Source organism: Massilia timonae CCUG 45783 (assembly GCF_000315425.1).
In the GTDB taxonomy this organism is placed as follows: Bacteria; Pseudomonadota; Gammaproteobacteria; order Burkholderiales; family Burkholderiaceae_D; genus Telluria; species Telluria timonae.
In genome coordinates this window covers 1,182,475-1,200,011 of record NZ_JH992923.1, presented here as the reverse complement: position 1 = coordinate 1,200,011, position 17,537 = coordinate 1,182,475, and the positions used below count along the sequence as shown (strand labels likewise).

The 17,537-nt window shown below is 64.4% G+C and carries 18 protein-coding genes; 12 read left to right on the top strand and 6 right to left on the bottom strand.

What is annotated here, in order from left to right:
• The coding region (locus tag HMPREF9710_RS15075; protein ID WP_005667679.1) for a hypothetical protein at window positions 1-638 on the top strand (638 nt) is incomplete at its 5' end.
• 9 nt (window positions 639-647) lie between these two features.
• Window positions 648-1,274: an ABC transporter ATP-binding protein gene (locus tag HMPREF9710_RS15070; RefSeq protein ID WP_005667677.1), complete on the top strand. Its 627-nt coding sequence runs from the start codon at window positions 648-650 to the stop codon at window positions 1,272-1,274.
• Here HMPREF9710_RS15070 and smpB read toward each other — a convergent pair whose 3' ends face one another.
• Window positions 1,275-1,724: an SsrA-binding protein SmpB gene (gene smpB, locus HMPREF9710_RS15065; RefSeq protein WP_005667675.1), complete on the bottom strand. Its 450-nt coding sequence runs from the start codon at window positions 1,722-1,724 to the stop codon at window positions 1,275-1,277.
• Between the two features lie 94 nt (window positions 1,725-1,818).
• Between smpB and HMPREF9710_RS15060 the strand changes: the two genes are divergently transcribed.
• Complete coding sequence (locus tag HMPREF9710_RS15060; protein ID WP_005667673.1) at window positions 1,819-2,250, top strand: type II toxin-antitoxin system RatA family toxin; 432 nt, start codon at window positions 1,819-1,821, stop codon at window positions 2,248-2,250.
• On the top strand, window positions 2,243-2,554 hold the full coding sequence (locus HMPREF9710_RS15055) for an RnfH family protein (protein ID WP_005667670.1): 312 nt from the start codon (window positions 2,243-2,245) through the stop codon (window positions 2,552-2,554). The genes HMPREF9710_RS15060 and HMPREF9710_RS15055 overlap by 8 nt, the downstream gene beginning before the upstream one ends.
• Window positions 2,555-2,578: 24 nt before the next feature.
• Here HMPREF9710_RS15055 and HMPREF9710_RS27955 read toward each other — a convergent pair whose 3' ends face one another.
• Window positions 2,579-2,839 (bottom strand): hypothetical protein, encoded by a 261-nt coding sequence (locus tag HMPREF9710_RS27955; protein ID WP_157225580.1) that lies wholly within the window; start codon window positions 2,837-2,839, stop codon window positions 2,579-2,581.
• Here HMPREF9710_RS27955 and HMPREF9710_RS15050 point away from each other — a divergent pair.
• A complete protein-coding gene (locus HMPREF9710_RS15050; protein ID WP_157225579.1) occupies window positions 2,838-3,968 on the top strand; it encodes a GGDEF domain-containing protein in 1,131 nt (376 codons plus the stop codon). The two genes, HMPREF9710_RS27955 and HMPREF9710_RS15050, sit on opposite strands and share 2 nt — an antisense overlap.
• On the opposite strand, the gene HMPREF9710_RS15045 is transcribed toward HMPREF9710_RS15050, so the two are convergent.
• The gene (locus HMPREF9710_RS15045; RefSeq protein ID WP_005667667.1) at window positions 3,940-4,452 is read right to left on the bottom strand and encodes a DUF4124 domain-containing protein; all 513 of its coding nucleotides are present in this window, start codon (window positions 4,450-4,452) and stop codon (window positions 3,940-3,942) included. The two genes, HMPREF9710_RS15050 and HMPREF9710_RS15045, sit on opposite strands and share 29 nt — an antisense overlap.
• A 151-nt stretch (window positions 4,453-4,603) precedes the next feature.
• On the opposite strand from HMPREF9710_RS15045, the gene guaB reads away from it, so the two are divergent.
• From guaB to HMPREF9710_RS15010, 7 genes are all read left to right on the top strand, one after another.
• Window positions 4,604-6,064, top strand: coding sequence for an IMP dehydrogenase (guaB, locus tag HMPREF9710_RS15040; protein ID WP_005667665.1), 1,461 nt, complete (start codon window positions 4,604-4,606; stop codon window positions 6,062-6,064).
• Between the two features lie 154 nt (window positions 6,065-6,218).
• Window positions 6,219-7,829 (top strand): glutamine-hydrolyzing GMP synthase, encoded by a 1,611-nt coding sequence (guaA, locus tag HMPREF9710_RS15035; RefSeq protein ID WP_005667663.1) that lies wholly within the window; start codon window positions 6,219-6,221, stop codon window positions 7,827-7,829.
• 394 nt (window positions 7,830-8,223) lie between these two features.
• Window positions 8,224-9,618, top strand: a complete 1,395-nt coding sequence (locus HMPREF9710_RS15030; protein WP_005667660.1) for a PDDEXK-like family protein — start codon at window positions 8,224-8,226, stop codon at window positions 9,616-9,618.
• An 89-nt stretch (window positions 9,619-9,707) separates the two neighbouring features.
• Entirely contained in the window at window positions 9,708-10,304 is a 597-nt protein-coding gene (locus HMPREF9710_RS15025; protein ID WP_005667658.1) for a hypothetical protein, read from the top strand.
• A 31-nt stretch (window positions 10,305-10,335) separates the two neighbouring features.
• A complete protein-coding gene (locus tag HMPREF9710_RS15020; RefSeq protein WP_005667656.1) occupies window positions 10,336-11,730 on the top strand; it encodes a DUF262 domain-containing protein in 1,395 nt (464 codons plus the stop codon).
• Complete coding sequence (locus tag HMPREF9710_RS15015; protein WP_005667655.1) at window positions 11,727-13,787, top strand: DUF262 domain-containing protein; 2,061 nt, start codon at window positions 11,727-11,729, stop codon at window positions 13,785-13,787. The genes HMPREF9710_RS15020 and HMPREF9710_RS15015 overlap by 4 nt, the downstream gene beginning before the upstream one ends.
• Window positions 13,788-13,796: 9 nt before the next feature.
• A complete protein-coding gene (locus HMPREF9710_RS15010) occupies window positions 13,797-14,390 on the top strand; it encodes a hypothetical protein (protein WP_005667653.1) in 594 nt (197 codons plus the stop codon).
• A 218-nt stretch (window positions 14,391-14,608) separates the two neighbouring features.
• Here the strand turns inward: HMPREF9710_RS15010 and HMPREF9710_RS15005 are convergent, their stop codons facing one another.
• The 3 genes from HMPREF9710_RS15005 to HMPREF9710_RS14995 form a co-directional block, all read right to left on the bottom strand.
• On the bottom strand, window positions 14,609-15,463 hold the full coding sequence (locus HMPREF9710_RS15005) for an SIR2 family NAD-dependent protein deacylase (RefSeq protein WP_005667651.1): 855 nt from the start codon (window positions 15,461-15,463) through the stop codon (window positions 14,609-14,611).
• On the bottom strand, window positions 15,460-15,729 hold the full coding sequence (locus tag HMPREF9710_RS15000) for a hypothetical protein (protein ID WP_005667649.1): 270 nt from the start codon (window positions 15,727-15,729) through the stop codon (window positions 15,460-15,462). The genes HMPREF9710_RS15005 and HMPREF9710_RS15000 overlap by 4 nt, the downstream gene beginning before the upstream one ends.
• A gap of 91 nt (window positions 15,730-15,820) precedes the next feature.
• Window positions 15,821-17,455, bottom strand: a complete 1,635-nt coding sequence (locus HMPREF9710_RS14995; RefSeq protein ID WP_005667647.1) for a DUF2779 domain-containing protein — start codon at window positions 17,453-17,455, stop codon at window positions 15,821-15,823.
• Between the last annotated feature and the right edge of the window lie 82 nt (window positions 17,456-17,537).

Sequence of the window (17,537 nt, the reverse complement as noted above, 5' to 3'; positions counted from 1 at the left end):
CGCCGGGCGGCGCGTGGCGATCGGCCGCGCGGGGCCGTGGAAGCAGGGCGAGATGCTGGCCTGGCTGCTGCGCCCGGCCGGCGCGCGCGTCGACGCGGCGCGACGATGGCGCCAGCGGACGGCTGCGCGGCCCGGGCCCATGGTTCCTGTTTCAGCTGCATGGCCGCGCCCTGTGGCGCTCCCACCTGCACGTGGCCCTGCCACGCATCGGCGCGGCGTTGTTCCTGCATGCGCTGTGCTGGGCAATGATCCACCTGTTCGGCAAGGAGCAGGATGCTGCGGGCTTCGTCACGCTGGCCTGTTGCGCCAGCGCCTATCTGCTGGCGGGGCTGTACTACGCCTTCTGGCAGGCGCGCCAGCCGCTGCAGCCCTTCCTGCGCAGCCTGCCATTCGGTACTGCCAAGACCATGGTCGCGGAACACCTGGTGGTGCTGGGCGCCGGCGCCGCCGTGTTCGGCCTGGCGTGGCTGGCCCATGCCCAGGTGGCGGACAGCCTCGACGTGGCGACCGTCCTGCTGCGCCGTGCCGGCTGGTCCTTGATGCTTCTCGCGCTGCTCGGCGCGCCGATCCTGCAACGCCACCAGTACGGTGTGGCGATGAAGGTGGCGCTGTGCGCCGCGTCGCTCATATTGATGTAAGGACGATCGATGACCATCCTGCTGGCCGCCGAGGGCCTCGGCATGCGCCATGGCGCACATATACTGTTTGCACACCTTGACCTGTCGTTCGGCCCGGGCGCGGTGGCGCTGCTCGGCCGCAACGGCGCCGGCAAGTCGACCTTGTTGACCCTGCTGGCGGGGATCGAGGCGCCGCAAGAGGGGAAGGTCAGGATCTGCGGCCACGACCTCGCCACCGATGGACAGGCGGGCCGCGCGTGCCTCGCCTATGTGCCCGACGAATCGGTGGCTTATGACTTCATGACCGGCGACGAATTCCTGCGCATGGTGCAGGCCCTGCGCGGCGGCCCCGGTCCCGGGACGGCGCTGCTGACCGGGTTCGGGATCGACATCTATCTCGGCCTGCCGTTCGGCGACATGTCGCTCGGCACGCGCAAGAAGTTCATGCTGGTCAGTGGCCTGATGGGCGAGGCCCCGGTGGTGCTGATGGACGAGCCGACGAACGGCATCGATGCCGATGCCAGGGCCTTTCTCGTGGAGCAGATCCGGGCGCAGAGTGGCAGGCGCCTGGTCCTGTTCTCGACCCACGACCGGGAATTGATCGCGGCCGCCGGTGCGCGCGTGCTGGAGCTGCCGGTCCGTGCCCCGCGCGACTGATCAGCGGCGGTTGGTCTTCATCGCCTGGTTGACTTCACGCTTGGCGTCGCGGTCCTTCTCGGTCGCGCGCTTGTCGTGCTGCTTCTTGCCCTTGGCCAGGCCGATTTCGCACTTCACGCGGCCTTTCTTCATGTGCAGGTTGAGCGGCACCAGCGTGAACCCGGCGCGCTCGACCTTGCCGATCAGCTTGTCGATTTCGGCCCGGTGCAGCAGCAGCTTGCGCGAGCGCAGCGCCTCCGGGTGGCTGAAGGTGGAAGTCGTCGTCAACGCACTGACGTGCGCGCCGAACAGGTATAGCTCGCCATTGCGGACGAGCACATAGGCTTCCTTGATCTGCACCCGCCCTTCGCGGATGGCTTTTACTTCCCAACCCTCCAGCACCAGACCCGCTTCGTAGCGGTCTTCGATGAAGTAGTCAAAAAATGCTTTTTTATTGTCAGCGATGCTCATGAAAAGGCGAAAATTCGCGTGTCGGTTAAACTACTGCCATTGCGCCAACAACTGGCGCATGCAAATGACCAACATCATAACAAACGGTTGACCAATGGCAGTAGTGCACAAATCAGTTTTCCTTGGCTATAGCGCAGAACAGATGTTCGACCTGGTCGCCAAGGTCGAGGATTATCCCAAGTTCCTGCCCTGGTGTGCAGGTGTCAAGGTGGTCGAGCGGACCGACGACAAGCTGGTCGCCAGCTTGCAGATCAATTTTCATGGCGTGAAGCAAAGCTTCACGACGTCGAACCACAACCAGCGTCCGACCCAGATGAAGATGCACCTGGTCGACGGTCCTTTCAAGATGCTGGAGGCGACGTGGAGTTTCAAGGCCCTGCGTGAAGACGCCTGCAAGATCGACTTCGACATGCAGTACGAGTTCTCGAGCGTCATCCTGGCCCAGATCGTGGGGCCCGTGTTCGGCATGATCGCCAACAGCATGGTCGACTCGTTCTGCAAGCGCGCCGAGGCGCTGTATGGCTGAGATGCTGGGCATTTCGGTGTGCTATGCCAGCGCCGGGGTCGAGTGGCTGCACCCCATGCGGGTCGAGGCGGGCACGACCATTGGCGAGGCGATCGAGCGCAGCGGCGTCCTGGAAGCCTTCCCGGACATCAACCTGACGACCCAGCCGGTCGGGATCTACGCCAGGAAGAAGACGCTCGACACCGTGCTGCGCGAGCGCGACCGCATCGAGATCTACCGGCCGCTGGTGGCCGATCCCAAGGAGTCGCGCCGCAAGCGCGCGGCCAAGCGCGAGGGCGCGGACAGCGCGAGCGGCGGCGCCTGAGCGTGGCGTCGGAGGCGCAGGGTGTTATTTCTTGCGCAATTGCAACAATTGGATAGATTTCCCGGAGTTTCTTGGTATCATGGCGCCTCCCATGATGCCGGGATGCGCACGCCGTGACTGGCCGGCGCGCATCGTGTCCGGCGTCGACGTGACGCCACGCCGCCTGTGCGCCGCCGCATTTTCATGGCGGCGCTCCGCCTGTCGCACTTCCATTTGCCGTACTGCTGCTCCGATGTTGAATGCCCTGAGTTTGTTATTGGTGACCACCGGCCTGTCGGGGGTCATGTTGCTGGTCCTGTCGTCGCTCGCCAAGAGCGAGGTGGCAGGCATCCGCGAATGGCGCCAGGCGAACCTGCTGGCGGTGGTGGCCTTGCTGCTGTTCGCCGCGCGCGGCGTGGTTCCCGATGTCCTGAGCGTCGAACTGGCCAATGCGCTGTACCTCGGCACGATCACCCTGATCTTCGCCGGCTTCCGGCGTTTTCTCGGGCTGTCGGTGCCATGGCGCCTGTTGGCGGCCGGCGCGCTGGCCGCGATCTCCGGCATTGTCTTCTTTCACCATGTGATTGAATCGGCGGCGCTGCGCATCGTCTCGGTATCGCTCTACCACGGCGCCGTCTGCTTCGCGATCGGGATCACCCTGCGCGCGCCGGGCGAACCGCGGCTGCGCTATTCGTTCACCTTCACCCGTTGCGCCGCCCTGGTGCTGGGCGTGGGCCATGCCTGGCGCGCAGGCTTCTATCTCATCGATTTCTACCGGCCTTATTCGCTGCTCGAAGGAAGCGCCTACAACCTGGCGTTCTTCGCGATCGGCACCCTGGCGCTGCCGGCGTTGACGCTGGGCGCGGTGATGATGGCCAATGCGCGCCTGATCGCCGCCAGCGCCCATGCCGCCGACCACGATCACCTGACCGGGGCCGCCTCGCGTCGCGCCTTCTTCGCCTTCGCCGAGCGCGAGCTGGCGCGCGCCGAGCGCCACGGCAGCGCTCTGGGCCTGCTGCTGGTGGACGCCGACCACTTCAAGCACATCAACGATACCCATGGCCACGGGGTTGGCGACCTGGTGCTGCGCGACCTCGTCGAGCGCACCCAGCAGACGATCCGCAAGATCGATTACTGTGCCCGCCTGGGTGGCGAAGAGTTCGCCGTGCTGTTGCCCGACGCCGACGGCCGCACGGTGCTCTCGGTGGCGCAGCGGCTGCGCGCCGCGCTCGAGCGCGCGCCGCAGGTGGAGGCGGGCGCGGCCGGCGTGTCGTATACGGTCAGCATCGGCGTGGCCATGCTGCGGCCGGGCGAAGGCATCACCAGCCTGATGGCGCGCGCCGATACGGCCCTGTATGCAGCCAAGGCGGGCGGACGCAACCGCGTCGAGGCGGCGCCCGAGCCGGTCAGCGGCAATCTTGCAGAGCCCGCTTAACCTGTTCGCTGCGCGCGGCTTTTTCTTCGTCGCTCATATAGGTTTTCTCACCATCGGGTCCGACCCGCGCGACGCGGATGCCCGAGGCAAGACTGGCCTGCGTCTCGCGCGCCGCGGCGCAATGCTCGGCCAGGCGCCGGCGGCGCTCGGCTTCTTGCTGCGTCTTCTGTTCCTGGTCGGCGCGCGCCTTGCTGCGTTCACGGAAGGCGGCTTCCTGCTCGGCCAGGCTCGGCGGCCTGGCGGCGTCCTTGGTCGCGGCCGGCGTCGCGGCGGCAGTTTCCGATGAGGTCGACGGTTCCAGCGGCGGGCGGCCGGGCGCCTTGAGGATTTTGCTGGCCGGCGTGCCGGGTGGGGGCGGGCGGTCGGCATACTGGCGCGTGCCGTTGGGGCCGATCCAGACGTACTGGGCATGGGCGGCGCTCGCGGCGCACAAGAGCAGGGCGCCGAGGGCGTGTCTGGAAAGGGCGTGGCAAGAAAGCGGCATGACATGGTTCCTGATTGAATCGCGTCGATTTCGCCATGTCCTGGCTCGGCTGTCAATTGGCGGGCGCACCGTGCGAAAGAAATTTTGTCCTGCCCGGCGACGGAAATGGAGAGTTTCTGTATAATTTGCTTTTGCGCCTATAGGAAATACTATGCGTCTCCTCCAAAAAGCACTCACCTTCGATGACGTGCTGCTCGTCCCGGCCTACTCCAACGTCCTCCCGGCCCAAACCTCCCTGCGTACCAAGCTGACCCGGAACATCACGCTGAACATTCCGCTGCTGTCGGCGGCCATGGACACCGTCACCGAATCGCGCCTGGCGATCGCCATGGCGCAAGAGGGCGGCATCGGCATCATCCACAAGAACCTGCGCCCGGCCGACCAGGCGCGCGAAGTGGCGCGAGTAAAACGTTTCGAAGCCGGCGTGCTGCGCGACCCGATCACGATCCCGCCGACCATGAAGATCCGTGAAGTGCTGGCGCTCTCGCAGCAGCACGGCATCAGCGGCTTCCCGGTGGTCGAGGGCAGTCAGGTGGTGGGCATCATCACCAACCGCGACCTGCGTTTCGAGGAAGACCTGGAGGCCGAGGCGCGCGCCAAGATGACGCCGCGCGACAAGCTGGTGACCGTGAAGGAGGACGCGGACACGGCCGAAGCCAAGCGCCTGATGAACAAGCACCGCCTGGAGCGCGTGCTGGTGGTCAACGACGACTTCGAGCTGCGCGGCCTGATCACCGTGAAAGACATTCAAAAGTCGCACGAGCACCCGCTGGCCTCGAAGGATTCGCAGGGCAAGCTGCTGGTCGGCGCCGCCACCGGCGTGGGCCCGCGCGACGAGGAGCGCATCGAACTGCTGGTCGCCGCCGGCGTGGACGTGCTGGTGGTCGACACCGCCCACGGTCATTCGCAGGGCATCCTGGACCGCGTGAAATGGATCAAGGAGCGCTTCCCGCACGTGGACGTCATCGGCGGCAACATCGCCACCGCCGCCGCCGCGCTGGCGCTGGTGGAAGCGGGCGCCGACGCGGTCAAGGTCGGCATCGGCCCCGGCTCGATCTGCACTACCCGTATCGTCGCCGGCGTCGGCGTGCCGCAGATCACCGCGATCTCCAATGTGGCCAAGGCCCTGGAAGGCACTGGCGTGCCGTGCATCGCCGACGGCGGCATCCGCTTCTCGGGCGACATCTCGAAGGCGCTGGCAGCCGGCGCCCACACGGTCATGATGGGCTCGATGTTCGCCGGCACCGAAGAAGCGCCGGGCGAAGTGATCCTGTATCAGGGCCGCAGCTACAAATCCTACCGTGGCATGGGCAGCCTGGGCGCGATGGCCGACGGTTCGGCCGACCGCTACTTCCAGGAAGCCTCGAGCAAGGCCGACAAGTTCGTCCCGGAAGGCATCGAAGGCCGCGTTGCCTACAAGGGCAGCGTGCTGGCGATCATCTTCCAGCTGATCGGCGGCGTGCGCCAGTCGATGGGCTACTGCGGCTGCGCCACCATCGAAGAGCTGCGCGAAAAGGCGGAGTTCGTCGAGATCACCTCGGCCGGCATGCGCGAATCGCATGTGCACGACGTGCAGATCACCAAGGAAGCGCCGAACTACCGTTCGGAATAAGCCATACCGGGCGGTCGCCTGGCGGCCGCTGTGGGGTGGACGGCGTTGCCGTCCACGCGTTCAACCATCGCTCGCGTTGCCTGGACGCGTGGAAGGCGAAGCCATCCACCCCACCGAATTCCTCTCCACGAATTCCTCACCATAGACGCATCCCATGCATTCCAAAATCCTCATCCTCGATTTCGGTTCCCAGGTTACCCAGCTGATCGCGCGCCGCGTGCGCGACGCCGGCGTGTTCTCCGAAGTCTTCCCCTATGACGTCAGCGACGAGTTCGTCCGCGAATACGGCGCCTCGGGCATCATCCTCTCGGGCAGCCACAACTCGACGCTCGAAGGCGACTCGCCGCGCGCGCCGCAGGCGGTGTTCGAAGCCGGCGTCCCGGTGCTGGGCATCTGCTACGGCATGCAGACCATGGCGGCCCAGCTGGGCGGCAAGGTCGAGAACGGCCTGAAGCGCGAATTCGGCTACGCCGAAGTGCGCGCCCGCGGCCATACGGCGCTGTTGAACGGCATCAACGACTTCGTGACCGATGAAGGCCACGGCATGCTGAAGGTCTGGATGAGCCACGGCGACAAGGTGCTGGACATGCCGGAAGGCTTCAAGCTGATGGGTTCGACCGACAGCTGCCCGATCGCCGCGATGGCCGACGAAGAGCGCCGCTTCTACGCGCTGCAGTTCCACCCGGAAGTCACGCACACGACCCAGGGCGAAGCCATCATCGGCCGCTTCGTGCACGAGATCTGCGGCTGCAAGTCGGACTGGAACATGCCGGATTACATCGGCGAAGCCGTCGCCAAGATCCGCGAACAGGTGGGCACCGACGAGGTGATCCTGGGCCTGTCGGGCGGCGTCGACTCGAGCGTGGCTGCCGCGCTGATCCACCGCGCAATCGGCGACCAGCTGACCTGCGTGTTCGTCGACCACGGCCTGCTGCGCAAGGACGAAGGCAAGATGGTCATGGACATGTTCTCCAAGAACCTGGGCGTGAAAGTCGTGCGTATCGATGCCGAGGCGCAGTTCATGGGCCACCTGGCCGGCGTGACCGACCCCGAGCAGAAGCGCAAGATCATCGGCCGTGAGTTCGTCGAAGTGTTCCAGGTCGAGGCGGGCAAGCTGACCAATGCCAAGTGGCTGGCGCAGGGCACCATTTATCCGGACGTGATCGAATCGGCCGGCAAGGGTAAAAAGGGCCAGACCATCAAGAGCCACCACAATGTGGGTGGGCTGCCTGAGACCTTGAATCTGAAGCTGCTCGAGCCGCTGCGCGAGCTGTTCAAGGATGAGGTGCGCAAGTTGGGTGTCGCGCTGGGTCTGCCGCATGACATGGTGTATCGTCATCCGTTCCCTGGTCCTGGCCTGGGCGTGCGTATCCTGGGCGAGGTGAAGAAGGAGTATGCCGACCTGCTGCGCGAGGCGGATGCGATCTTCATCGAAGAGCTGCGCAATACCCCGTTCGAAGTGCCGCACGTGCCGGGCATCGATGCGGGCAAGGCGCCGGTGAACTGGTATGAGGCGACCAGCCAGGCGTTTGCGGTGTTCTTGCCGGTGAAGTCGGTCGGCGTGATGGGCGATGGCCGTACTTATGAGTATGTGGTGGCGCTGCGCGCGGTGCAGACGCTGGACTTCATGACGGCGCAGTGGGCGCATTTGCCGCATTCGTTGCTGGGCAAGGTGTCGAACCGGATCATCAATGAGGTGCGTGGGCTGAACCGTGTCGTGTACGACATTTCGGGCAAGCCGCCGGCAACGATCGAGTGGGAGTGAGTGGAGTCTATAAGTAGCTGATTTTGAAGGGAAAACTGAAGAGCCGTTGATCATTCGTACGAATAGTCAACGGCTTTTTTCATTGCCTGAAGGGGCAAGTTCGCGCATGTCCAGATGGTGCTAAGCGAAGGATTTCAATGGTATTGGACATGGTGCTGGCTTAGGGCGCTAAGCCTTGAAGCGTTCTCATACCATTCTGAAGCTCTCTCCCAATCATGGTATCGAAGAACACTTCGGTGTGAATACAGCCGGCTGCGTGATGACTGCAAGCAGGGCGTATGCTCTGCTGACAGATAGTTTCCTCCTGGAATCATTTGGGTATCTTCTGTTATGCTGTTGACCCGACAACCCGACATGTCATCGATGGACGAAGCAACAGGACAAACGAACGCCCATGATTGAAGCAATTTCCACCCACCCTGGATTCGCCAAGCTGTGCGAAGCCCTGTCAGTGTTTAATCCATTTGAGGTCCTGGGCCTCGAAACCTACGAACTGCGCCACACCAAGACCTTGGCGTGGCTGCTCGATCCCAAGGGCAGCCATAACCTGGGCACGGCCTTCGTTGAACGCTTCCTCGCCGGGTTGCCCGCTCGGCTGTCCACGCAGGTGCCCGCCAATCTCGATGCGGCGCGCGTCTTTTCCGAGCTTCCGGTCAAGGACAAGACCCTCAGGCTCGGCGATGCCGTACCGTCCGAGGCAATCGAAGCGACAGGAAAGGACAGCAGCAAGCGCATCGACGTCTACATGCAGGTCGAACCGACCTTCTTCCTCGCGATCGAAGCCAAGATCGGGGCCGATGAGCACGGCGACCAGCTGGAACACTACCGCGAGGCGGTGCAAAAGCAGGCGGCAGGACGGGCTGTGCCCGCGCTGTTGTACCTGACGCTCGACGGCGCAGAGCCGGCACAGCAGCGCGAAAGGGAATACTGGACAGCCATCAACTGGCATGACCATGTTCTCGTGCCCTTGCAGGCGACGCTGCAGGACGCGCAGCGCGGACAGGCCGGCGCCGGGCAGGCCGGTTCCAGCGTCGTGCATTTCCTGTCCGACTATGTGACGACCCTCCAGAAAGTGACCGGGTCGCGTGAGTATGCGCCGCGCGTGCTCGCCGAGGAGATCCTGACCGAAGAGACCTACGACGGTCCGCTCGGGGAAATGATCGACATGTTGCATAGTCAGGATTCCGCAGCAAAAGCCCGGCTTCGCCTGCAGCTCAAAGGGATCAAGGGTGGGCAGGAGGCTGCCAATCTGTTGCAGTCGGTCGAGGCCGATCTGCGCGCCAAAGCATGCAACACGCTCGCAAGCGGTCTCGTGCGTGATGATTGGGTGCGCATCGGAACCGGCACCAAGCGGCAAAAACAATCCGTCGACTCGACGAAGATCGACTTCATGACGAAAAAAATGGCGGCGCTGATGGGTACGGCGAAGCCACCCTTTTTCTTCAGGCTCGATATCCGGCGAACGAATACGATCGAACTGAAGCTGTTCTTCGAGAAACCCGAGCTTTTTGAACCGGGCAAGCCCCTGTCTTCGCTACAGCAAGCGTTGATGGAGTGGTCTGGCGACGAATGGGCCGGCTTGACGGCAACAACTTGGAACCTCGGCCAGGCGGTTGGAAAGGGCGGGATTGGCCAGAAAATGGCCGTGAGGACGTTCGGTGATACCTCGACGACGATCGTCAGGAGAATGCCCGACGCCGAAGCCATCAAGCCGGTGCAGGAGTGGCTTGCGAAGGTGGCCTGCTTCGTGGACCGCAAGATGGACGAGATGCTGGACGCAACTGCGTAGTTCCCATCCCGCTGCTGCCATCCGACATTGTTCGTCGCAGCAAGCCCTATCATTTGCCACTCTCCATCACGAGCGAGCCTGACGACACGATGACGACTGCTTCCAACACCCCTTTGCCGCGTCCTTTCACCCTCAACGACATCAACGTCGGCAGCAAGCTGTACGCGGTGCTTGTGCAACACGCGGCGTCCCATCCGGGAAAGTCGATTTTCTACGGCGACCTGCTCGATCGAGCCCGCACGATGTTCCACGAGGATGCGGAGGTCCAACGTGCCGTACCGGTCGGCATCGGCATGAAGCTCCTGTTCGTCCAGGTCTTCTGCAACGAGAATGGCTATCCGAACCTGGCCTGCCTAGCGGTGAACAGGCTTCGCCGAATTCCCGGCGGCGGTTTTCCGGGCGATTGGGAGCAGCAGATGCGCGAAGTCGCGGTCTTTGACTGGTCGGCAGCGCAACCCGTGCTGGATGCCTACGTGAGCGGTTCGATCAAAGCCGCGACACCGCTCGTGCCCCGCAAGGAGAAGGCGGCACGTGATTTGCTGTTCGCGCATTATCGCGAGAACCGCGATGCCTACAAGGATTTCGATCAGGACGACAAGGAGGAGATGGTCAGCCTGCTGATGGAAGGGTTCGACGTCGACATCGCCCTGCGCATGGTCCTAGACGCAAACGCGGCGCTCGCCTGAGCGAACGCCCGGCAACGAAGAAGGTGAGACGATGAAGAACGAAACCGAGCACGTCGCGCAGCCGGCCTCGCTGGGCAAGCGCATCATGAGCGTCACACAGCTGCTGTCCGAGGCCACGCTGAAGATCCCGGCGTACCAGCGCCCCTACAAATGGACCGGCAAGAACGTCCAGCAACTGTTTGGCGATATCGCGACCCACAAGGACAAGCCGTCCTACCGGCTCGGCACCATCGTCCTGCATCAGGAGAGCGGCAGCCTGAACATCGTCGACGGCCAGCAGCGCACCATCACGCTGCTGCTGACGATCCGGGCCTTGATCAAGTTGCGCATGGCGGCACTGGTGCGCACCGACCTGAAGGACCAATTGCGCAGCCTCGGTGCGAGCATGATCCAGCCGAGCTTCGAGAACGAGATATCGCAGGCGAACATCCGCAACAACTACCTTGCGATCTCGCGCGCCGTCGAACGGGCCGACTTCACGGAAGAACTGATCGACTTCCTGCTGAACCGCTGCCACGTCGTCGTGTTCGAGCTGGCCGACATTTCCGAGGCCTTCCAGTTCTTCGACTCGCAGAACGCGCGCGGGCGCGATCTCGAACCCCACGACCTGCTCAAGGCCTATCACCTGCGCGAGTTCGTCGACGACGAGCAGGTCAAGGCGAACACGGTGGCGCGCTGGGAGAACACGGAAAGCGAAGAGCTCGCCGAGCTGTTCGCCCGCTACCTGTACCGCATGCGCAACTGGTCGAAAGGGCGCTCTGCCCGCTACTTCGGCAAGGACGATACCCACCTGTTCAAGGGAGTCAACCTCGACACGACGGCGGCCTATCCGCATGCCGAGCAGCTGCGCATCGTCCACCACTTCGTCGACGCCTACAACCGGCAGTTCGAACGGAAGATCGACGGCCGCGGCATGGCCTTCCCGTTCCGCCTCGACCAGACGATCATCAACGGCCGCCGGTTCTTCGAGATGACGGCGCACTATCAGGAACGGATCGCAGCGGTCGGCGGACAAGTCGGTGAGCTCCGCAGGCTCATCGAGACCCAGTCGCTCGACGGCTTCGCGGCACGTATCGTCGAGAGCATCGACAGTTATCGCGGCAGGCACCGCACGGGCGACGGCTTCGTGCGCACGATGTTCGATTGCCTCCTGATCTGCTACATCGACAAGTTCGGGTTCGCCGACATCTCGCGTGCGATCGAGAAGATCTTCATCTGGGCCTATACGGTGCGCCTGAAAATGGAATCGGTGCAGGTCGCCACCGTGGATAACTACGTGCTCGACAATAACCTGTTCAGGGTCCTGGGCGAGGCCATTACGCCCGCGGATTTCATCAACCGCAACCTGCCCATGGTCGAGCATATCCGCTCGAGCAACACCACCGAAATCGACAAACTGTTCAAGGACATGAAGTACGCGGCATGAGTGACCAGATCTCCCAACTTTCGATCCAGGGCCTGTTGGCCGAGAACGTCGACTACGTGATCCCCATGTACCAGCGCAATTACGCCTGGGGCGAAGGCGAGATCACCCAGCTGATCCAGGACGTGATCGACTACATGCTGAAAGAGCAGTCCGCGCCGCAGAATTACTATATCGGTACGCTGGTCGTGTTCGCCCGCCAGTCTTCCGGCAAGACCGTCTACGAGACCATCGACGGCCAGCAGCGGCTGACGACCTTGTCCCTGCTGGCTTCGTACCTGAAGAACCGCGGCGAGCCTGCGCTCGCCTGGTACGACGTCCTGCGCATCCGCTTCGAAAGCCGCGAGCGCTCCCAAAAGACCTTTGCGGCAATCTTCGGCGGCGCCCTGGAGCCCGACCCGACGGGATTCCTCGCGCCGCAGGACGCGAACGAGGCCATCGTCGAAGGCTACCGGCAGATCCAGAAGATCCTGCCGCGCAAACTGAAAGACAACAAGATCACGCCCTCGGACTTTGCACGCTATCTGCTCGGGCACGTCGTCCTGATGCGCGTGTGCGTGCCGCCGCAAACCGACTTGAACCATTATTTCGAGATCATGAACAGCCGCGGCGAGCAGCTGGAAAAGCACGAGGTCCTCAAGGCACGCATGATGGAGGCCTTGCGCAAGGACCCCGACCCGGAGCGAAGCCGGCGCTGCCTGCATCTCGTCTGGGAAGCCTGCGCCAACATGGAACGCTATGTGGAAATGGGTTTTACGCCGGCGCAGCGCGACGCCGTGTTCGGGCAGGGCGATTGGGGGCGCTTCGTACCGGGCGACTTTGCCCAGTTGTGCGACGCCCTGGTCCTGCCGGCGACCGGCAAGGCCGCGCCTGGCGTAGCGCTGACCCTCGACGAGCTCATCGAGCCCGTAAAAGCGGCGAACAACGCCGGAGGCACGGCGAAAGAGAAGGGCGAAGAGGCGCCTGAGCGTTTCCACGCGGTGATCAACTTCCCCAACTTCCTGCTGCACGTATTGCGCGTCATGATCGACGACAATGTCCCGCTCGACGACAAAGCCCTGATCGCGGCATTCGACACGCACGTGTTCAAGGCCGACGACCCTGTCGCGACCATCAAGCAGTTCGTGTTCACCCTGCTGCGCTGTAAATATTTGTTCGATCACTATGTGATCAAGCGTGAATTCGCGAAAGGGACGGATGGCTGGAGCCTGAAGCGTTTCAAATGGAATGCCGCGGGCGAGTCCCGCGGTAGCGGGCGGCCGAGCTACGTGAACACATTCGGGACCGACGACAACGCGGAAGGCGAGGTCAAGGGCGAGAACCGCCGCATCCTGATGCTGCTGTTGGCGTTCCACGTGTCCACCCCGACGCGCGTGTACAAGTACTGGCTCAACGCCGCACTCAAGTACCTGCATGACGCACACCGCGTGCAAGAGGTCCAGGAAGGGGCATACCTGCGCTACTTGGAGTCGGTGGCCAGGGCTTTCGTGTTCGACCGTTACCTTGCCGGCGACGACCAGGCTGACTATTTCGAGATCATCCACGTGCGGGGCGGCCAGTGCCGGCGCCGCCGCGACGAGATTGCCGGGATCGCCGGCAGCGGGGAGGGCGGCATCGCATCGCGCCTCATGTACGGCCATATCGAGAACAACCTGGTCTTCAATTACCTGGACTATCTGCTGTGGCTGAAGCATGCCGGCGATCCCCAGGTCGCGAACTTCGAGTTCACGTTCCGCAGTTCGGTCGAGCACTACTATCCGCAAAACCCGATGGAAGGGCAGGTGCGGCTGCCTTCCCACGTGGTGGACGCGTTCGGCAACCTCTGCCTGATCAGCCACAGCAAGAATTCGCGGCTGAGCAACTTCATGCCCGCGGCAAAGAAGGAGTATTACCGCAACAACCGCATCGACAGCATCAAGCAATACCTCATGATGAAGAGTGCAGAGTGGGATGCGGACGCGATTCGCGCGCATGGCCAGGAGATGACCCGGGTCCTGGTCGGCAGCCTGGAGCAACAGGTGGACGCCCATGCTGCCGCTGCAGAAGACCCGAGCATGTAAAGGATCCCGATGAAATTCTTCCGCGCCATCCCGATCGCACAGTACACGCCGGGCGAGGAACTGCGGCGCCATCCCGGCCGGCGCTTGCCCAGCAATATTCCTTACATGGTCGACAACCTGTGGGAGTTCACGCGTCCCTCGGGGCGGCCATCGCGCCGGCATGCGGTCTATGCCAGTCCGTCGCCGGAACTTGCCTTGTCCTATGCCATTGTCGGTGGCGCAGCGCGTACCGGCTATATCGCCTGCGAGATCAGGTTTCGGAAGGACCCGGCGTTCATGCAACTGCCGGTCGAGGATGCCAAGCTGCACCCCGATATCCTCGTGCACCAGCAGTTCGTCAACCGCAAGCTCGGCAGCTGGAGCGCGCTGGCGCTCGACCGCAAAGTCGAGCTGGCGCCCTTGTTCCTGCCCGGGATCACGCGCGCGGAACTGCTAGGCGCGATGGGTACCAGCACCCTGCTCGACGAGGTCGTGCGGGAAGCGTCCGCACTCGTCACCTTCTGGTGGCTGGAAGGACGCATGCAGGAGACGGGAGAGCTGTTCTTCGAGATCGACGACGATAATGTGTACACGCTGGATCCGGTCGAGGCGCTCGCGTCCTAGCCGCCCCGCAGCCGGTACTCGCCCGGGCACGATCTCGAGCACGATTTCGTCATCGTGAAAGCTGCGTGGCCGGTACCCAGTACGGCGCCGGCTGCCGCGCCAGCCGCCCGCAGGGGCGCCGCGGCAGCGACGCCAAGCACGGATCGAGGGGATGACAGTCGATCGTGAAGACCTGGCCGCCGACGTACAGGCGATCGCCGAATACCGTGGGCATGCGATCAAGCCTGCTTTCGCCCGAGCAGGGCGTCGATCGCCGTGAGCGTCTCCAGGGCGCCGGCGGGAATGCCAATGCCGGGCATGCTGCCGGGGTCGGCCTCGCGCGGATTGATCCGGATGAGCGACCCGCCATGCCGCAATACGACCCGGTGGGCGAAATGGCGCACGGTCGGGATGTTCAGTCCGGCTCCGATCTCGATCACCACCGGACGGCGTACCTGATCCAGCCAGCCCCGGCAGCGTGCCGCCTGCAGCGCGCGCCGTTCCTCGACCCAGCCGTAATCGTCGAACATCAGAATATTCGGGCGTGCGACGGCGCCGCAGTGCGGGCAGGCAGGCAGGGGGCCGAGCAGCTCGCAGCGCGTCTCGTCGACCGCCGGCTGCAGGCCGGAGGCCGGCCACAGGGCGGGCGAGCACGGCACCAGGCATTGCAGCCGATGGATCGAACCGTGGCACTCGTCGATACGCAGCGGATCGAATCCCGCATTCTGGAAGTGGCCGTCGACATTACTCGTGAACACGAAATAGCCGTGGCGCTTCGTTTCGCCCCAGCGCCGCAGGAGCCGGTAGCCATCATGCGGCAGGCTGCGGCGGTACAGGTCCAGCCGGTGCCCGTAGAAGCCCCAGGCGCGGCGCGCATCGGCGAAGAACGCGGCCGGACTGGCGATGTCCATGAAGGCGGTCCCTTCGGCGGCCAGCACCGGGTAGGCCTTCCAGAAGCCGGCGTTGCCGCGAAAGTCGGGCAGGCCGGAATCGACGCCCATCCCTGCGCCGGCAGCGATGACCAGGGCATCGGCGGCCGCGATCAGCGCGGCGGCGCGCTCGATGGCCTGCGCGGTATCCGGCGCCGCGCTCATGCCGGCAGCTCCTGCGCCGGGCGTGCCAGGCGGGCATAGAGGGTCCCGTTCTCGGTGAAGCCGATCGTCCATTCGCCGCGTTGCGCCAAGGCCTGCGCCAGCGCGCAGCTGCGCGAGTAGCCGAGCCTGAACTGGCGCTGCAGCCGCGACACGGGGTAGAGCAGGATTTCCTCGCCGGCGCCGCGAAGCCGGCCGATCCAGGCGCCGGCCTGCGCCAGCAAGGGGTCCGCCGCGCCGATGCCGGCGCTGGACGATTCGGTATGCATGGTGTTTCCTTTCACGACAATACGCGCGGGGTGCCCTGCGCGTTGGGGTCATGATAGGTGGCGCGGCGACAAGCGGCGTCGCAGGCGGCGCTCAGTCCCCGGGCGCGGCCTCGCCATCGGCCTGGTCGAGACGGGCGATGAACTCCTCGGCCGACATCGGCTCGCCCAGGTCCCGGGCCGACGCGAGGATGGCCTGCACCAGTTCGTCGTTCTGCAGGATACGCCGTTCCAGGTCGCTTGGCTCCTCCCTCCACGAGAAGAATTCCCACAGCCGCACCATGGCCAGCGTATCGAGGTGGCAGTAGTCGCGCAGCTGGCGTTCGATCTGCCGCTTGCGCGCCGGATCGGTATCCGGGGCGATCGCTTCCAGGAAGGCGTGCATGGCGGCGGCGCCGTCCTGGACGCCGTCGAGCGCGTCGTAGCGCAAGTCGGGTGCGATCGCCGGCAGCACCCGCTTGATGCTCCAGCTGCCCTGCTGTCCGGGATGGTAATAGCGTTCCCGCGCCACCGGCAGCAGGTCCACCACGCGCTCGTTGATCGCCAGCAGGGCCGGGGCCAGGTCGGCGAAGCGTGCCGCCAGTTCGGCGATGCGGGCGGTCTCGAAACCGGCGTTGTAGACGAAGACCGGCCCCGGCCCCTGGCAGGCGTCGACCAGCGCTTCGGCGAAGGGGCGCGAGGGATCGTCGCCGGACAGGTCGAGGAAGTCGCGGTGCGCCAGCTTGCCCGCCGCGTCCAGGCGGTGCACGCTGAACTGGAACGGGATCATCTGGAACGGACGGGTGCCCGCCCAGACCGGCACCGCGAAAGCGATGGTCTCGAAGTCGATGAAACAGGCCGGCGGCGGGTAGGGCGCTAGGTCAGCCGCGGCGCCGCCGGCATCGAAATAGATCGCGCCGGTGAGGGTATGGCGCTTGACGCGCAACTGGGTGTCGTTCAGGAGTTCGTCCGGCACGTCGCGCATGTCGGCGGCGCCTTCGCCGATGCACTGCTTGAGCGCGCGGCCGGTCCTTCTCGGCAGCCAACTCACCGGATACTCCGCCGCCGGCATGGCGGCGTTGCAGTGCGCCTTGAAGCCGCAGGCATGGGGACTGTCGCAGTGTTCGCCGGGCCGCACGTCCGGCTCGTCCTTCAGCGTCGCCACTTCCTGGGCGCGGGCGATCCAGGACGAGACCTCGCCATGCCGTCCGAAGGCGTCGGCGCTCAGGTCTTCTTCGACCAGCAGGCCGCGATAATGGCCGTTCCCGGGGTACACCCAGGCGCTGTCGATGCGGGCCAACGCGATCCGATCGAGCGCGACGCCGGCGGCGCGCGCGACGAAGGCCTGGATGGCCGCGTCCTCGCGGTGGTAGTCCTTGAGCCTGGTGGCCGATTTCACTTCGACCATGCTCCAGCGCCGCGCATCGGGGTCGACCGGCAGCAGGATGTCGGCGAAGGCCAGGGCGCCGCCGGCTTCGAAGCCCGCCTCGAAGACCGGTTGGGCGGTGGCGAGCAGGCTACGGCTGCGCGCCAGCGTTGCCTCGATGCCGTCGCCGATGGGATCGAGCAGGACCCCATAACGGTCGGGGTCGTACAGCTGGCGCGCCAGGAGGCCGACCTGGTGCCCGGCCGAAAAGGCAGCCAGGCTGGCATCGTCATCCTGGCGCAGGCCGGGTCGGTGCAGTTCGAGCCAGAGGCGGCGTTCGCACTGGCGGAAGGCCAGCAGCTTGGACTTGGACAGGCGGGGCATGGTCACGAGCTCAACAATGGGAAAGATTATTTCAATATTATTGCCTTTCTGAAATAAAATGTCATCATGTTAATTCGCCAGC

What these genes read in the sequence shown, in the direction of transcription:
- HMPREF9710_RS14995 (WP_005667647.1), bottom strand. Translation starts at nt 17,455, where the DNA reads ATGCCCCGCCTGTCCAAGTCCAAGCTGCTGGCCTTCCGCCAGTGCGAA.
- HMPREF9710_RS15055 (WP_005667670.1), top strand. Translation starts at nt 2,243, where the DNA reads ATGGCTGAGATGCTGGGCATTTCGGTGTGCTATGCCAGCGCCGGGGTC.
- HMPREF9710_RS15020 (WP_005667656.1), top strand. Translation starts at nt 10,336, where the DNA reads ATGAAGAACGAAACCGAGCACGTCGCGCAGCCGGCCTCGCTGGGCAAG.
- HMPREF9710_RS15060 (WP_005667673.1), top strand. Translation starts at nt 1,819, where the DNA reads ATGGCAGTAGTGCACAAATCAGTTTTCCTTGGCTATAGCGCAGAACAG.
- HMPREF9710_RS15000 (WP_005667649.1), bottom strand. Translation starts at nt 15,729, where the DNA reads ATGCATACCGAATCGTCCAGCGCCGGCATCGGCGCGGCGGACCCCTTG.
- HMPREF9710_RS15015 (WP_005667655.1), top strand. Translation starts at nt 11,727, where the DNA reads ATGAGTGACCAGATCTCCCAACTTTCGATCCAGGGCCTGTTGGCCGAG.
- guaA (WP_005667663.1), top strand. Translation starts at nt 6,219, where the DNA reads ATGCATTCCAAAATCCTCATCCTCGATTTCGGTTCCCAGGTTACCCAG.
- HMPREF9710_RS15005 (WP_005667651.1), bottom strand. Translation starts at nt 15,463, where the DNA reads ATGAGCGCGGCGCCGGATACCGCGCAGGCCATCGAGCGCGCCGCCGCG.
- HMPREF9710_RS15050 (WP_157225579.1), top strand. Translation starts at nt 2,838, where the DNA reads ATGTTGCTGGTCCTGTCGTCGCTCGCCAAGAGCGAGGTGGCAGGCATC.
- HMPREF9710_RS15025 (WP_005667658.1), top strand. Translation starts at nt 9,708, where the DNA reads ATGACGACTGCTTCCAACACCCCTTTGCCGCGTCCTTTCACCCTCAAC.
- HMPREF9710_RS15010 (WP_005667653.1), top strand. Translation starts at nt 13,797, where the DNA reads ATGAAATTCTTCCGCGCCATCCCGATCGCACAGTACACGCCGGGCGAG.
- smpB (WP_005667675.1), bottom strand. Translation starts at nt 1,724, where the DNA reads ATGAGCATCGCTGACAATAAAAAAGCATTTTTTGACTACTTCATCGAA.
- HMPREF9710_RS15030 (WP_005667660.1), top strand. Translation starts at nt 8,224, where the DNA reads ATGATTGAAGCAATTTCCACCCACCCTGGATTCGCCAAGCTGTGCGAA.
- HMPREF9710_RS27955 (WP_157225580.1), bottom strand. Translation starts at nt 2,839, where the DNA reads ATGACCCCCGACAGGCCGGTGGTCACCAATAACAAACTCAGGGCATTC.
- guaB (WP_005667665.1), top strand. Translation starts at nt 4,604, where the DNA reads ATGCGTCTCCTCCAAAAAGCACTCACCTTCGATGACGTGCTGCTCGTC.
- HMPREF9710_RS15045 (WP_005667667.1), bottom strand. Translation starts at nt 4,452, where the DNA reads ATGCCGCTTTCTTGCCACGCCCTTTCCAGACACGCCCTCGGCGCCCTG.
- HMPREF9710_RS15070 (WP_005667677.1), top strand. Translation starts at nt 648, where the DNA reads ATGACCATCCTGCTGGCCGCCGAGGGCCTCGGCATGCGCCATGGCGCA.